The organism is Pseudofrankia inefficax (genome assembly GCF_000166135.1).
Taxonomy (GTDB): Bacteria; Actinomycetota; Actinomycetes; order Frankiales; family Frankiaceae; genus Pseudofrankia; species Pseudofrankia inefficax.
The window spans coordinates 2,219,757-2,233,849 of the sequence record NC_014666.1; the positions used below are offsets into that span (position 1 = coordinate 2,219,757).

Annotated in this window: 13 protein-coding genes; 6 read left to right on the plus strand and 7 right to left on the minus strand. The window is 74.7% G+C overall.

The window, feature by feature from the left end:
* The first annotated feature begins 21 nt into the window (after nucleotides 1–21).
* Entirely contained in the window at nucleotides 22–1,158 is a 1,137-nt protein-coding gene (locus FRAEUI1C_RS08985) for a glycosyltransferase family 4 protein (protein ID WP_013422982.1), read from the plus strand.
* Between the two features lie 46 nt (nucleotides 1,159–1,204).
* On the opposite strand, the gene FRAEUI1C_RS08990 is transcribed toward FRAEUI1C_RS08985, so the two are convergent.
* From FRAEUI1C_RS08990 to FRAEUI1C_RS09010, 5 genes are all read right to left on the minus strand, one after another.
* On the minus strand, nucleotides 1,205–2,233 hold the full coding sequence (locus tag FRAEUI1C_RS08990) for an ROK family glucokinase (protein ID WP_013422983.1): 1,029 nt from the start codon (nucleotides 2,231–2,233) through the stop codon (nucleotides 1,205–1,207).
* Entirely contained in the window at nucleotides 2,226–2,693 is a 468-nt protein-coding gene (locus tag FRAEUI1C_RS08995; protein WP_013422984.1) for a hypothetical protein, read from the minus strand. Before FRAEUI1C_RS08995 ends, FRAEUI1C_RS08990 begins: the two co-directional genes overlap by 8 nt.
* Entirely contained in the window at nucleotides 2,690–4,027 is a 1,338-nt protein-coding gene (locus FRAEUI1C_RS09000) for an ArsA family ATPase (RefSeq protein WP_013422985.1), read from the minus strand. Before FRAEUI1C_RS09000 ends, FRAEUI1C_RS08995 begins: the two co-directional genes overlap by 4 nt.
* A gap of 7 nt (nucleotides 4,028–4,034) precedes the next feature.
* The gene (locus tag FRAEUI1C_RS09005; RefSeq protein WP_013422986.1) at nucleotides 4,035–4,469 is read right to left on the minus strand and encodes an SRPBCC family protein; all 435 of its coding nucleotides are present in this window, start codon (nucleotides 4,467–4,469) and stop codon (nucleotides 4,035–4,037) included.
* A 274-nt stretch (nucleotides 4,470–4,743) separates the two neighbouring features.
* The gene (locus FRAEUI1C_RS09010; protein WP_013422987.1) at nucleotides 4,744–5,511 is read right to left on the minus strand and encodes a metallophosphoesterase family protein; all 768 of its coding nucleotides are present in this window, start codon (nucleotides 5,509–5,511) and stop codon (nucleotides 4,744–4,746) included.
* A gap of 263 nt (nucleotides 5,512–5,774) precedes the next feature.
* On the opposite strand from FRAEUI1C_RS09010, the gene FRAEUI1C_RS09015 reads away from it, so the two are divergent.
* The gene (locus FRAEUI1C_RS09015) at nucleotides 5,775–7,595 is read left to right on the plus strand and encodes an AMP-dependent synthetase/ligase (protein WP_013422988.1); all 1,821 of its coding nucleotides are present in this window, start codon (nucleotides 5,775–5,777) and stop codon (nucleotides 7,593–7,595) included.
* On the opposite strand, the gene FRAEUI1C_RS09020 is transcribed toward FRAEUI1C_RS09015, so the two are convergent.
* Both FRAEUI1C_RS09020 and FRAEUI1C_RS09025 read right to left on the minus strand, forming a co-directional pair.
* On the minus strand, nucleotides 7,592–9,103 hold the full coding sequence (locus tag FRAEUI1C_RS09020) for a hypothetical protein (protein ID WP_157734875.1): 1,512 nt from the start codon (nucleotides 9,101–9,103) through the stop codon (nucleotides 7,592–7,594). The two genes, FRAEUI1C_RS09015 and FRAEUI1C_RS09020, sit on opposite strands and share 4 nt — an antisense overlap.
* Before the next feature lie 119 nt (nucleotides 9,104–9,222).
* On the minus strand, nucleotides 9,223–10,065 hold the full coding sequence (locus tag FRAEUI1C_RS09025) for a lysophospholipid acyltransferase family protein (RefSeq protein ID WP_013422990.1): 843 nt from the start codon (nucleotides 10,063–10,065) through the stop codon (nucleotides 9,223–9,225).
* 432 nt (nucleotides 10,066–10,497) lie between these two features.
* On the opposite strand from FRAEUI1C_RS09025, the gene FRAEUI1C_RS09030 reads away from it, so the two are divergent.
* From FRAEUI1C_RS09030 to FRAEUI1C_RS09045, 4 genes are all read left to right on the plus strand, one after another.
* Entirely contained in the window at nucleotides 10,498–11,343 is an 846-nt protein-coding gene (locus tag FRAEUI1C_RS09030; RefSeq protein WP_013422991.1) for an alpha/beta hydrolase, read from the plus strand.
* Nucleotides 11,336–11,935, plus strand: a complete 600-nt coding sequence (locus tag FRAEUI1C_RS36045) for a DUF308 domain-containing protein (RefSeq protein WP_013422992.1) — start codon at nucleotides 11,336–11,338, stop codon at nucleotides 11,933–11,935. The genes FRAEUI1C_RS09030 and FRAEUI1C_RS36045 overlap by 8 nt, the downstream gene beginning before the upstream one ends.
* A 230-nt stretch (nucleotides 11,936–12,165) precedes the next feature.
* Nucleotides 12,166–13,443, plus strand: a complete 1,278-nt coding sequence (locus FRAEUI1C_RS09040; RefSeq protein ID WP_013422993.1) for an ornithine cyclodeaminase family domain — start codon at nucleotides 12,166–12,168, stop codon at nucleotides 13,441–13,443.
* 68 nt (nucleotides 13,444–13,511) lie between these two features.
* Complete coding sequence (locus tag FRAEUI1C_RS09045) at nucleotides 13,512–14,027, plus strand: polyadenylate-specific 3'-exoribonuclease AS (protein WP_013422994.1); 516 nt, start codon at nucleotides 13,512–13,514, stop codon at nucleotides 14,025–14,027.
* Nucleotides 14,028–14,093 lie beyond the last annotated feature (66 nt).

Below are 14,093 nucleotides of genomic sequence, written 5' to 3' on the forward strand. Positions count from 1 at the left end.
CCGGTGCGGGAGCATAGGCCCATGCGGGTGCTCGTGGTGACCAACGACTTTCCGCCTCGGCCGGGGGGCATCCAGGCGTTCGTGCACAACTTCGCGAGCCGGCTGCCCGCCGAGGACGTCGTCGTCTACGCACCCGCGTGGAAGGGGGCCGAGGCTTTCGACGCGGCGCAGAACTTCCAGGTCGTCCGGCATGGGACATCGTTGATGCTGCCGACGGTCGGTGTGCTGAACCGGGCCCGGGAGATCGCCAGGGCCGAGCGGTGCGACGCCCTCTGGTTCGGCGCGGCGGCCCCGCTCGGCCTGCTCGGCGGCCGGCTGCGCGCGTCGACCGACATCGAGCGGGTCGTCGCCAGCACCCACGGCCACGAGGTCGGCTGGGCCGCGCTCCCGGGAGCCCGCCAGACGCTGCGCCAGATCGGCGCGACCACGGACGTCGTCACCTACCTGGGCGACTACACCCGCGGCCGGATCGGCCCGGCGTTCGGCCCGCGCCCGCGGCTGGAGCGGCTGCCCAGCGGGGTCGACGCGGAGCTGTTCCGCCCCGGGGTCGGCCGGGACGAGATCCGGGCCCGCCACGGCCTGACCGGGCGCCGCGTCGTCGTCTGCGTCAGCCGCCTGGTGCCGCGCAAGGGCCAGGACATGCTGATCCGGGCGCTGCCCCGCTGGCGGCGGCGCTACCCGGACACGGCCCTGCTGCTCGTCGGCGGCGGGCCGTACCGGTCCGACCTCGGCCGGCTCGCCCGCGAGCACGACGTCGCCGACCACGTGGTGTTCACCGGCTCGGTGCCCTGGGAGGAACTGCCGGCGCACTACGCCGCGGGCGACATCTTCGCGATGCCCTGCCGGTCGCGGCTGGCCGGCCTGGAGGTCGAGGGGCTCGGGATCGTCTACCTGGAGGCGTCGGCCACCGGGCTGCCCGTCGTCGCCGGCGACAGCGGTGGCGCGCCCGACGCCGTCCTCGACGGCCGCACCGGTCTCGTCGTCGACGGCCGGCAGCTCGACGACATCGCCGACGCCGTCGCCGGGCTGCTCGACGACCCGGCCCGGTGCCGGTCGATGGGCGCGGCCGGCCGAGCCTGGGTCGAGCTGACCTGGCGCTGGGACCTGCTGACCAAGGGCCTGGTCGAGTTACTCACCCCGACCCCCGAGGCCGGCTGACGGCCGTCGGCCCGGCCCGGCCCGGCCCGGCCCGGCGGGATCTTGGTCAGGCGCGGCCGACGGTGCCCGCGCGGGCCAGGTCGGCGGCGCCCACGAAACCGGCGTCGGGGCCCAGCTCGGCCAGGACGATCTCGGCCTCGGGGCGGTGGCCCCGGCCGGCGAGGGCGCAGCGGAACTGGGCCCGGGCCGGGCCGAGCAGCAGCTCGCCGGCGTCCGAGACACCGCCGCCGATGACGAACCGGGCCGGGTCCAGGACGGAGGCGAGGCTGGCCAGGCCCTGGCCGAGCCAGTGGCCGACCTCCTCGAAGCACTTCACCGCGGCCGGGTCGCCCTCCCGAGCCGCCGCCGTCACGTCCGGGCCGGTCAGGCGGGCCAGGTCACCGCCGGCCAGCGCGAGCAGGCTGCGCCCGGCCTCCGGCGAGCTCCCGGTGATCTCGCGGGCGTGGCGGACCAGCGCCCGCCCGCTGGCGTACTGCTCCCAGCAGCCCTGGCTGCCGCAGCCGCACGGCAGGCCGGCCGGCACCACCTGCATGTGGCCGTACTCGGCGCCGACGCCGAACGCGCCGTGGCGCACCTTCCCGTCGAGCACGAGCCCACTGCCGATCCCGGTGCCGACGGTGACGCAGCACAGCTCGGTGCAGCCGCGGCCGGCCCCGAACCGGTACTCGGCCCACGCCATCGTGTTCGCGTCGTTGTCGACGACCACGGGCCGGCCGAGGCGGGCGGAGATGATGTCGCGCAGCGGCTCGTCCCGCCAGCCCGCGAGGTTCGGCGCGAACATCACCCGCGCCCCGTCCCGGTCGAGCCAGCCGGCGGCGCCGATGCCGATCGGCGTGGCCGGCCCGGTGGCGTGGCGGACCTGCAGCTCGCCGACGACCTCGGCGATCGTGTCCGCGACCAGCCGGGGCTCGTGGCCCGGCGTCGGCCGGCGCACCGAGCCGAGGATGTGACCTCGCTCGTCGACGACGCCGGCGGCGACCTTCGTCCCCCCGACGTCCACCCCGATCGCGAGTCGTGTCGGCGGGGCGGTCGAAGCGGCGGAGCGGGTGGGGCCGGAGTCGGTGGAACTACTCACTGATGTCGATCCTCTGTACCCGGTCGCGGTCGGACCGGGCTCGATGCGTGGGCTGTCGTGGCGGGTCCGGCGACGCTGCCGGGCCTGGGGGTGCGCCGTCCGCCGGCGGCCAGGCCGCGCGCGCGGCGGCCGCCAGCGAGGCGGCGGCGCTGAGCAGGTGGCTCATGACCTCGCCCCGGCTGCCGGCGACGGTGGCGAGCAGCCGGCACAGCGGGCAGCCGGTGCACAGCGTCGCGCCCGGCGGCACCGTCCAGGGCGGCCCGTGGAAGCCGCCGGCGGGGGGAGCCTCGGCGGCCGTCTCGTCGGCGGCCTCGCCGGTGGTGAACGGGTCCCAGCCGGTGGGCGCGGCCGGGGCGTCCGGCCCGCCGTGGGCGCCGAGCCACTCCCGGACGGCCGCCGCCAGCAGCGCCGCCTCCTGCGCGAGCGAGCCCGGCTCCGGGGCCACGTGTTCGTCCGTCATGCGCGGACCCACTGGTCCGGGTCGGGCACGAACGACACGACCAGGCGGTCGTCACGCAGCCAGGCGGCGCTCACGTCGCAGCGCCGCAGCGCCGCGGGCAGCGCCAGCAGCCGCCGGTGTGGGCCGACCGTGACGACCAGCTCATCGCCCATCCGGGCCAGGTCCACGTCGCCGCGGGTGGCGAACGGGACCCCGAACGACAGGGCGTAGCCGTCCTCGGTCCGCTCCACCCGGGGGGTCTCGCCGTCCACACCGGCGCGGGCGCCGAGCACCCCGGCCGGGTCGAGCGAGCCGTAGGCGGCGGCCCCGAACGCGGCCAGTTCCTCCAGCCCGACCGGCTCGCCGCCGCGGTAGGCCGCGCGCAGCACGGGAAGCGGCGCGAACGCGGCCTCGATCTGCTCGAGCTGCTCGCGGTGCGACGCGGCCCAGCCGGCCCGCCAGACGTCGCCGCCGCCCGGCCCGATCACCCGGTTGGCGATCACCGCGTCCACCGGTAGGCCGTGCAGGGACAGGGCGGTGAACATCTGCCGGGTGACCGCGAGCGAGGCCGTCTCCGGGGTGAGGACGAGGCGCACGCTGGTCCGCGCCGGGTCGGTGAGGATCTCGCGCAGGTCGGCCGCGGTGGCCCGCAGCCGGGTCAGCACGTCGTAGACCGGCTCGGCCAGGTGGCCGAACCGGGTCGCCAGCCGCGCGGACCGGGCCAGCGACGGCCGGATCCAGCGGACGAACCGGCCGTCCGGCGGCAGCAGCCGCCGGCAGTACCACGAGAGGGTCTCGGGGAACGCCAGCAGCCGCAGCGCGTCGGCGGCCGGGCCGGCGTCCACGACGACCAGGTCGTAGCGGTCGGAGGCGAGCTGGTCGCGGAGCTCCAGCAGGGCGAGCGTCTCGCCGACGCCGGCCAGCCCCGCCAGCTCCTCGGCCTCGATCGGGTCGATGTCGGCGTGCGCCCAGGCGACGTCCAGCAGCGGGCGCAGCCCATCCCACCGCCGCTCGAACGAGCCCTGCAGGTCGACCTGCTGGCCGAACAGGCCCGGCTCCAGCTCGACCGGCTCGCCGGCCACCGGATGGTCGAGCGTGGCGGTGAGCCCGCCGAGCGGGTTGAACGAGACCAGCAACGTCCGGTGGCCGCGCTGGGCGGCGAGCGTGGCGGTCGCGGCCGCCACCGTCGTGGTCCCGCCGCCGCCCTTGCCGGTGAACAGCACGGCCCGGCCGGAGCGGCCGGCCGACAGGCCGTCGTCGGTCAGGCGTGCGGGCCGTTCGGAGGCCCGGCCGGAGCGGCTGGCAGGCTGGCCGTCGTCGGCCGGCCGTGCAGGCCGTTCAGAGGCATCGTGCACACCGGCCTCAGCTCTCGACGTGCTTTTTGAGATCCTTGAGCGCGGCGTCGATGATCCCGCCCTGGATCTTGCGCCGCAGCATCCCCGGGATCTTGACCTTCAGCTCGACGGTGAGGTCGTAGGTGACCTCGGTCTGCCCGTCGCCGACGTCGCGCAGCGTGTAGCTGCCGTCCTGGGCCGACATCATCTCGCCCTCGACGAGTGACCAGGAGACCCGGTCGTCGCCGTGCCAGGTGTAGTCCGTGACGAACTCGTCCTTCGCGATCACGGCGTTCACCCGGAAGCGGGCTCTGGTCGGCCGGCCGTCGGGCCCGACCTCCAGGATCTCGGTCTGCTCGATCTGACCGACCCACGTCGGGTAGTTCGCGATGTCGGCGATCGTCGCCATCACCGTCGTGGGCTTGGCGTTGATGACGATCGAGGCGCTGGCGTGGTCGGCCATCGCAGTCGGTACCTCCAGATCGGCCCGGGGCTGATCCGGCCCCCCGGCAACGACATCCCCAACGCTCGGCCAGGGCCGCCTCAGGTGCGGTCAGACAGATGATCGCACCTGTTGGGCGGCACTCGTGGACGGCCCCGAACGCACGACAGTTCCCACGATCGCACGCCCCTCGGTTCGGCCCCTGGAGGGCTCCGGAGACGGCGACGGCCCGCGCCTTGTCCCGGCCGACCGAGTCTCGGTCGACCGAGGCGGACATCATCGCACCTCGCGGTGCCTACCACTCCAACACGAAGGGCGTGCCATGGGCGTTGAAATGCCCTACGTTCACGCAGCGCGTCGCGCCAATATACAAAGAGTCGACAAGCGGTTGGTGGACGTGGCCGAACAGCGCGTACTTCGGCTGCGTCTCCTGGATCGCTTCCAGGATGGCCTCGCTGCCGCGCTCGAACCGGCCGGCCTCGACGTCGTACACCAGTTCGGGCACGTGCGGCGGGATGTGGCAGCACAGCACGTCGACCGCGCCGACCGCCGCCACCTTCGTGGCGAACTCGTCGTCGTCGATCTCGTACGGCGTCCGCATCGGGGTGCGCAGCCCGCCGCCGACGAAGCCGAACCGCAGCCCGCCGATCTCGACGGTCTGCCCGTCGAGCAGGGTCAGCCCGTCGCGCAGGTACTCCGGGTAGAGGTGCGGCAGGTCGACGTTGCCGTAGGTCAGATAGGTCGGGGTGGGGAACGCGGCGAACATCGCCGCGTACTGGCGGCGGATGGCCGCCTCCATGATCGTGGCACGGTCGCCCTCGACCCCGGCCCACAGCGTGCGCGACCAGTCCCTGGCGTCGTCGAACCGCTGCGCGGTCCGCAGCTCGATCATGTGCCGGACCGCCTCCGCCCCGAAGAGGTCGCTCATGATCCCGCGGCTGTGGTCGTGGTAGTCCAGGAACAGCACCAGGTCGCCCAGGCAGATGAACGCGTCGGCACCCTCGGCCGCGGCCGGCAGCGCGTCGGCCCTTCCGTGGACGTCGCTCACCACGTGGACCCGCATGTCGGAAGCTTAGGACATCGAACCCGCGGGTAGCGGTGCGTCAGAGCGGCCCTGCCGGAGCCCCGTCCCGGCGCCGCGCCCCGGCGTTTCCTCGGGGTTTCGAGTGGCGTCGCCACAGAAGGTCGAGGGGCGTAAGGTTCGCCGTTCCGGCGCGTCCGGACTAACGTCTGAGTGGGACCTGTCGCCCCGGGTGACCCGCTAGCAGTGTGGCCTCGGAAGCCGATGTGACCGCGTCGGTTGTCCGCAATCCCAAGGAGTCTCCGGTGCGTGAGTTCACCTCACCAGCCCTGGTCACAGTGGCCGACGACGCGACGCTCACCGACCGGGTGCTCGGCTTCGCCGCCAGCCAGCCCGACGCGCCGCTGATCCGGCACAAGGTGGACGGCACGTTCGCCGACCTGACCGCCGGCCAGTTCGTCGAGCTGGTGCAAGCCGTGGCGGGCGGCCTCGTCACGCACGGAGTGACCCCCGGCAGCCGGGTCGGGATCATGAGCAGGACCCGGTACGAGTGGACCGTGCTGGACTACGCGATCTGGACCGCCGGCGCGGTGACGGTCCCGATCTACGAGACGTCCAGCGCCGAGCAGATCGCCTGGATCCTCACCGACGCCGAGGTCGGCCTCGTCGTCGCCGAGACGCCGAAGCTCGCGGCGCTGGTGGCCCAGGTGCGCGACGAGGCTCCGGCGCTGCGCGAGGTGCTCGTCCTCGACCCGGCGGCCGGCGAGACCGGTGCGCTGGAGACGCTGCGCGCCGACGGAGCGGCCGTCCCGCCCGCCGCGCTCGCCGAGGCGCGCGCCGGCGTGCGGGCCGACAGCCTCGCGACCCTCATCTACACCTCCGGCACGACCGGGCGGCCCAAGGGCTGCGAGCTTTCCCACCGGGCGCTGCTGTTCGACGCACTGTCCTCAATCGCGATGGCCCCCGACGTGTTCACCGCCGGGGCCTCCACGCTGCTGTTCCTGCCGCTCGCGCACGTCTTCGCGCGGCTGGTGCAGAACATCGCCATCCAGAGCTGCCTGCCGATCGCCTACACGTCCGACACGAAGACGCTGCTCGCCGACCTGGCCCAGGCGAAGCCGAGCTATGTGCTGGCGGTGCCGCGGGTCTTCGAGAAGGTGCACGCCGGCGCCCGGCAGAAGGCCCACAACGAGGGCAAGGGCAAGATCTTCGACGCCGCCGAGGCGACCGCCGTCGCCTACAGCGAGGCGCTCGCCACGCCGGGCGGGCCGGGGCTCGTGCTGCGGGCCCGCCACGCGGTGTTCGACCGGCTGGTCTACGCGAAGCTGCGCGCCGCGCTCGGCGGCCAGGTCCGCAACGCGGTGAGCGGCGGCGCCCCGCTCGGTGAGCGGCTGGCCCACTTCTTCCGCGGCATCGGCGTGACGATCCTCGAGGGCTACGGCCTGACCGAGACGTCGGCCGCCGTCACGGTCAACCGGCCGGGCAACGTCCGGGTCGGCACCGTCGGCCAGCCGCTGCCAGGGGTGACCGTCCGCGTCGCCGACGACGGCGAGGTGCTCGTGCGCGGCCCGCTCGTGTTCACCGCCTACCACGCGAACGAGACCGCCACCAAGGAGGCTCTCGACGCCGACGGCTACTTCCACACCGGCGACATGGGCAGCCTCGACGTCGACGGCTTCCTGCGGATCACCGGGCGCAAGAAGGAGATCCTGGTGACCGCCGGCGGCAAGAACGTCGCGCCGGCGCCCCTGGAGCACCGGCTGCAGACGCATCCGCTGATCAGCCAGGCGATGGTGATCGGCGACCGGCGCCCGTTCATCGCCGCGCTGCTCACCGTCGACGAGGAGGCGCTGCCGCACTGGCTGGCCGCGCACGGGCGGCCGCGGGACACCCCGGCGAGCGCGCTGGTCCACGACCCCGAGCTCCTGGCGGACCTGCAGATGGCGGTCGACTCCGCGAACGCGTCCGTCTCACACGCCGAGGGGATCAAGAAGTTCAGCGTGCTGCCGGCGGACTTCACCGTCGAGACCGGCGAGCTGACCCCGAGCCTGAAGGTGCGCCGCTCCCTCGTCATGGACAGGTACGCCTCGGCCGTCACCGAGATCTACGGGACCGCCGAGGCCTAGGCTGACCCGCGCCGGGCCGGTCGGCGGTGGCGGGCCGGGCGCTCGGCAGCCGCCTGGGCTGGCGGCCCGTCTGGCGAGCTCGAGCCTGGCGCTGCGCCGGCTCGCTCGTCCGGCGCCGGCGTGTCGTCGGGGTCCGTGAACGGCGACCGGGAGCCGGTGCGGCCGGTGCCGACGCGCAGCCCGCGCAGCAGCCGGAACGGCACGACCAGCAGCAGCGCCATGACGGCCGCGCCCAGCAGCGGCAGCGCCCACAGCAACGGGCCCGAGTAGTCGTCCTTCTTCGTCGCGGTGTCGGTCCGCGCGGCCGCGTTGGTGGCCGGCGCGCTCGGCGCCGCGGCCACCGTCGGGTCCGCGCACGCCTGGGCACCGGCGTAGGGCACCGGGGTCGGCGCCGAGCCCGCCGTGGCCCGGGTGACGGTCAGGGAGACCTCGGTGGCGCCGGGCTGTGCCGCCACGCACAGCAGCGCGGAGCCGGGCCGTGACACCAGCCGGGCGCCGGTCAGCGTGAGCGTGTACCCGGTCGGGTAGGCGGCGGCGGGCAGGCTGACGGCGCTGACCCAGCCGGCCGGCGTCGGCTTCCCGCTCGGCAGCGTGCCGGGGGCGTACCGCAGGGTGAACGTGCCGGCGGTGTCGGTGCCGAACGAGGCCGGGGTGCCGGCGATCGCCAGTGGGTACGCCCGGGCGAGCGCCGGCGGGAGCGGCCCGGCCGCCGGGGCGGGGTAGAGCCAGCCGATCGTGTTGCCGTCGGCCGCGGCGGTGAACGCGGCCAGCGCCGCGTCGCCGCCGGGCCACGACGTCAGGTAGCCGGTCGGGTCGTTGACGGCGACGGTCGCCGCGGGCTGGAACGAGGCTGGCTGCTCCCGCCACAGGAGGTGGAACGGGTCGACCGCCGCGATGGCCGCGCTGCCCGCCAGGACGGCCGCCGCGTCCTTGGTCTGCGCGTGGGGGAGCTCGTAGCCGGTCAGGCCGCCCGTGTCGCGGAAGGCCGCGGCGAGCCGGCGCAGGGCGGCCTGAAGCGCCGTCGGTGCCACCGTGGCGCCGCCTACCGGCACGACCCGCAGCGCCACGACGAAGCCCCGGTTGGTCAGGGCCCTGACCACGTTCCCCGCGGCGACGAGGCCCGGGTCGTTCACGGTCGCGCCCGTCGTCGGGTCGGGGAAGCGCCCCGCCGCGGACAGCGGGACCGTCACCCCGGCCGCGTCGAAACCCGCCTGGACCCAGGCGTCGAGCTCGGCCGCCGTCGGGGTCACCCCGGCCGGCACCATCAGCCCGTGCGGGACGAACATCCTGCCGTTGCCGTCGACCAGGTAGCTGCCGGCGCGGGTCACCGTCCCGATCGGCGCCTGCGCGGTACCGGCGGACGAGGCGCCTGTCGGGCTCCCGGCCGCGAGTGCCGCCGACGCGGAACCGCTCCAGGCGAGGCCGAGCACGGCGGCCAGCGTGACGCCGGTGGCCAGCCGGGTGGCGCGCCGCCCGTGTCGCCCGTTGTGCGCCGAATATGCCCCCACGGCCTCCATACTGCCGTGCCGGCCGGACCGCGCGTCAGCGGCCCGTTGCCGGCCTGGCCGACGGAGCCGGCGCCCGTCGGACGGCGGCCCACCAGGTCTCGGAGCCGGGCCAGGGCGGATCAGTCGGACTCACGGGTGGCGCTGGCCCGGGCGGGGTCGGCCTGCCTGGGGGCGCCGGTCCGCTTCGGCTTCCCCGGTTCGCCCGGACGTCCGGGCACCGCGGCCGAGCCGGGCGCCGCGGCGGTGCCGGACAGTTCGGCGACGGCCGCCGCGGCGGCGGCACGGGACGCGGCGAGCTCGTCCTTGGCCTGCTGGGCGTACATGTCGACGTACTCCTGGCCGGACAGCTGCATCAGCTCGTACATGATCTCGTCGGTGATCGAGCGCAGCACGAAGCGGTCGTCGGCCATGTCCTGGTAGCGGCTGAAGTCCAGCGGCCGGCCGATCCGCATGCCGACCCGGCGAATCCGCGGGATCGTGCGGCCCTGCGGCTGGACCTCGAACGTCCCGAACATGGCCACCGGGACGACCAGCACCTTGGCCTCCAGCGCCATCCGGGCGACGCCGACCTTGCCCCGGTAGAGCCGCCCGTCCGGCGAGCGGGTGCCCTCGGGGTAGATCCCGAGCAGCTTCCCGCCGGAGAGCACGCGCACGCCGGAGCGCAGCGCCGCGTCGCTGGCCTTACCGCCGCTGCGGTCGATCGGCAGCTGGCCCACGCCGCTGAAGAACATCCGCTTCGCCCGGCCCTTGAGGCCGCCCTGGGTGAAGTAGTCCATCTTCGCGAGGAAGGTGACCCGCCGCGGCAGCATCAGCGGCAGGAAGATCGAGTCCAGGAAGGACAGGTGGTTGCTGGCAAGGATCGCCGGCCCTTCCGCCGGCACGTGCTCCAGTCCCTCGATCCAGGGGCGCCAGAACGTGCGCAGAAACGGTGAAAGGACCACCTTGACGACCCAGTAGAACACGGCAGCTCCCTGCTCGGCCGCGCCGCGGCCGCCCCGGCCTCCGACGCTCCGGGCGTGGGCACCCAGGTATCACCGGACTTCCCGGTGGCGCGTCCGATGGTCGAATCGACCCTAGCCTTCCCCAGGCCCGGCGGGGAGCAATCCCCCCACGGTTGCGTCGATGTGCGGCCCATGGTCACACCCGGCACACGCGCGGGCCACCGCGGGCCGGCCGTCGGCCTCGGCCGCGCCGGGGTGTCGCGTCGCGGTACCCGGCCCGACGCGATATGCCCGACGCGATATGGCGGTGCGGCGGCGGGCACGCTCGACAACCACATCCCACCGGGTCCCCGACCGGTGACGAAGCCCGTGGTCTCCGTGCGGCCCGCATGGCAGCATTGGACTGGGCCCCTGGCCGAATTCTGGTGGAACGTTCGGGAAGGCGGGTCACAGATGGCTGCTGCCGACCGGGGCCGTGGCGCGGGAGCGCCGGCGGGTGCCCCCCTGTTGCCCGGTGCCGCGCCCTTCGAGCTGGGAGCCGGCGGCCCCGTCGGGGTGCTGCTGGTGCACGGCTTCACCGGAACGCCCCAGAGCCTGCGGCAGTGGGGCGACTTCCTCGCGGCCGCCGGGCTCACGGTGCGCTGCCCGCTGCTGCCCGGCCACGGCACCCGCTGGCAGGACATGGCCCAGACCGGCTGGCGCGACTGGTACGGCGCGGTCGACGAGGCGTTCGGCGACCTGCGCGCCCGCTGCGACCAGGTGTTCGTGATGGGCCTGTCGATGGGCGGCACGCTGACGCTGCGGCTGGCCGAGGAGCGTGGCGCGGAGGTGGCCGGCGCCGTCACCGTGAACCCCAGCCTCGGCACCGACCGGCGGGTCGCGCGGCTCGCCCCGCTGATCGCCCGGGTGCGCCCGTCGATCCCCGGCATCGCCAGCGACATCAAGGCGACCGGTGCCCGCGAGGTCGGCTATGACCGGGTGCCGGTCCGGGCGTTCGTGTCGCTCATGGAGCTGTGGAAGGTCACCCTGCCGGACCTGCCCCGGATCGTCAGCCCGGTGCTGACCTTCCGCAGCGTCATCGACCACGTCGTCGAGCCCAGCTCCGGGCGTCTGCTGCTCGCCGGGATGACCGCGGCGCCCGTCACCGAACGGCTGCTGCCGGACAGCTACCACGTCGCCACCCTCGACAACGACCGGCAGGCGATCTTCGAGGGCAGCCTGGAGTTCCTCCGCGCCCACGCCGCCGCGCCGGCTCCTGGCGCCGCGGCCGCGCCCGGGGTCGCTGACGTCGATGTCTGATCCCTCGGATCCCCGCCCGGCCGACGGCTCCGCCGACCAGCCGGCCGACGACGACGTCTTCGCCGAGCTGGTCGCGCACTTCCACGACGAGCCCGCCGCGAGCGTCTGGCCGGACGCCGAGAACGTGGGCCGCGCCGCCGAGCCGCCCGACGGGCCAACCGGGGACGCCGACGAAGCCGGGGACGACGGTGACGCCGGGGACGCGAGCGGGGACGGCGGGCCGCGGGCCGGCACCGACCGGGACCGCCTCGACGAGGCCATCGGGCGCACCCTGTTCGTGGTCGGCCCCCCGCCGGCGGCGGGCACCTCCGGCGGCGGCGCGGTCAGCGAGGAGGACGACCACTACGTCCCGCCTCCGCCGCCGCGGGCGCCGTGGCCGCGGCCGCTCACCTGGGTCGCGGTCGCCGCGATCGTGCTCGGGGTCGTCGTGCTCGCCGTGCCCGCGCTGGTCGCCCAGGCGACCAGCAGCACCACCCAGGAGGTTCTGGGCGTCCTGCTCATCCTGGGCGGCGTCGGTGGCCTGGTCGCGCGGATGGGGGAGCGGCCACCGACCGACGACGACAACTGGCCGGACGACGGCGCGGTCCTCTGAGCCGGTCAGGTGCGCGTGGGCCGGCCGGGTGCGCAGGCCCGTGGCCGGCCGCTGAGTGGCGCGTCACCTGTGGTGTGCGTGCGCGACCCATGGCGTCCGGACCGCGGGTGCGTCACCCTGAGTGGATACTGCCGCGCCGTGGGCGGGCGTGGGCAAGGCGGGGCTGGGGCGGGGGCGGGTGGGCGGTTGTGGTCAGGACCGCCCAGGACAGGACAGGAAGGGACAGCGGCGTGCGCTTCCACGAGAAGGTCGAGGTCCACGGGCACCTGATGGACACGGGCGTGCTGGCCCGGGTGCTCGACGACGTGCTCGACTACGGCGGCGACTACGGGGTCGACCACATCGACCTGGGCCGGACGCACGATGACGAGTCGCATGCGGTGATCACCGTCGGCGCCGGGTCCGAGGAGCTCCTGATGCGCATCCTCATGCGCATCCAGGTCCACGGGGTGAACCTGGTCGACCCCGGCGAGGCGGTGCTGCGCCCGGCCGACCGGGACGGGGTGTTCCCCGCGGACTTCTACGCGACCACGAACCTGGAGACCGTCGTCCACCTGGACGGCCAGTGGGTGCCGGTGGAGCAGCCCGAGATGGACTGCGGACTGGTGGTCCACGGGGGCCGGGTACGCACCGTGCCGGTCGCCGAGGTGCGCGCCGGCGACCAGATCGTCTGCGGCTCGTCCGGGGTCAAGGTCGTCCTCCCGATGACCGACCACTCCACCCACTCGAACCGCGCCTACGGCACCTACGGCGCGATGTCGCTGCCGCCCGCGGGCTCCACGCAGCCGCAGGCGATGCTGGTCCGCGCGATCGCCAGGCAGATCCGCGAGGTCAAGGCGGAGGGCCAGCAGGTGCTGTGGGTCGCCGGCCCGACCGCGATCAGCAGCGGCGCGTCCGGCGCGCTCGTCGCCCTCGTCGAGGCCGGCTACGTCGACGTGCTGTTCGCCGGCAACGCGCTGGCCACCCTCGACGTCGAGCAGGCGCTCTACGGCCACCCGATCGGCCTCGGGCCGCTGCGGGCCAAGCGGGTGCAGCGCGGCAACGAGCAGCACATCCGGGCGATCAACACGATCCGCCGGGCCGGCTCGCTGCGGGCCGCCGTGGAGCAGGGCGTGCTGACCGAGGGCGTGCTGCACGCGATGGTCAAGGCCAACAAGACGTTCGTGCTGGTCGGCTCGGTGCGCGACGACGGGCCGCTGCCGGACGTGCACACCGACGTGCTCGCCGGCCAGCGCGCGATGCGCAAGGCGCTGCGCCGCGTCGGGTTCACCATGATGATCGCCACCGCGCTGCACTCGGTCGCGACGGGCAACATCCTCCCGGCGTCGGTGCCGCTCGCCGCCGTCGACATGAACCCCTCGACGGTCGCCGCGCTGACCGACCGCGCCGCCACCCAGGCACTCGGTGTCGTCGCCGACACCGGCCTGTTCCTGGAGCACCTGGCCAAGGAGCTCGTTCCCGACTACCAGCCGCCGGACCCGCCGAGCACCTTCCACGACGCCCGCTGAGCGCGCGCCCGCGCGCCCACGGCCGCCTCGCTGATCAGACGTCCTCGGGGGGCGGGCACACTGGGGGCGTGCGTGGCGTCCGGTACTTCTACGACACCGAGTTCATCGAGCGGATGGACGGCGGGCATCACTGGCTCGACCTGGTGAGCATCGGGGTGGTGAGCGAGGACGGAGACCGCGAGTACTACGCGGTCTCCACCGAGTTCGACCCGTCCCGGGCCGGCCAGTGGGTGCGCCGCAACGTGCTCGACCAGCTGCCGGCGCCGTCCGCCCCGGTGTGGCGCTCGCGTGCCCAGATCAAGGACGAGCTTGTCGCGTTCCTCACCGCGGACGGCGACCCGGAGCTGTGGGCCTGGTACGGCGCCTACGACCACGTGGTGCTCTGCCAGCTGTTCGGGATGATGCCGGCGCTGCCGCCCGAGTTCCCCCGGTTCACCCGGGACCTGCGCCAGCTGTGGGAGGAGACCGGCCGGCCCAAACTGCCCTCCCCACCGGCCGGCGCGCACGACGCCCTGGTCGACGCCCGGCACAACCTGGCCCGCTGGCAGGTCCTCGCCCCGCTGCGCGCCCGCCGGGTGCCGTAGGGGCAGACACCGGCTCGCGGGCGAGTGAACCTTGTGATGGGGGTTACTCGGACCTACGCTCCGTCA

Coding starts and splice junctions, on each gene's coding strand:
- FRAEUI1C_RS08985 (WP_013422982.1), top strand. CDS start 22: ATGCGGGTGCTCGTGGTGACCAACGACTTTCCGCCTCGGCCGGGGGGC.
- FRAEUI1C_RS08995 (WP_013422984.1), bottom strand. CDS start 2,693: ATGACGGACGAACACGTGGCCCCGGAGCCGGGCTCGCTCGCGCAGGAG.
- FRAEUI1C_RS09005 (WP_013422986.1), bottom strand. CDS start 4,469: ATGGCCGACCACGCCAGCGCCTCGATCGTCATCAACGCCAAGCCCACG.
- FRAEUI1C_RS09010 (WP_013422987.1), bottom strand. CDS start 5,511: ATGCGGGTCCACGTGGTGAGCGACGTCCACGGAAGGGCCGACGCGCTG.
- FRAEUI1C_RS09030 (WP_013422991.1), top strand. CDS start 10,498: ATGGCTGCTGCCGACCGGGGCCGTGGCGCGGGAGCGCCGGCGGGTGCC.
- FRAEUI1C_RS36045 (WP_013422992.1), top strand. CDS start 11,336: ATGTCTGATCCCTCGGATCCCCGCCCGGCCGACGGCTCCGCCGACCAG.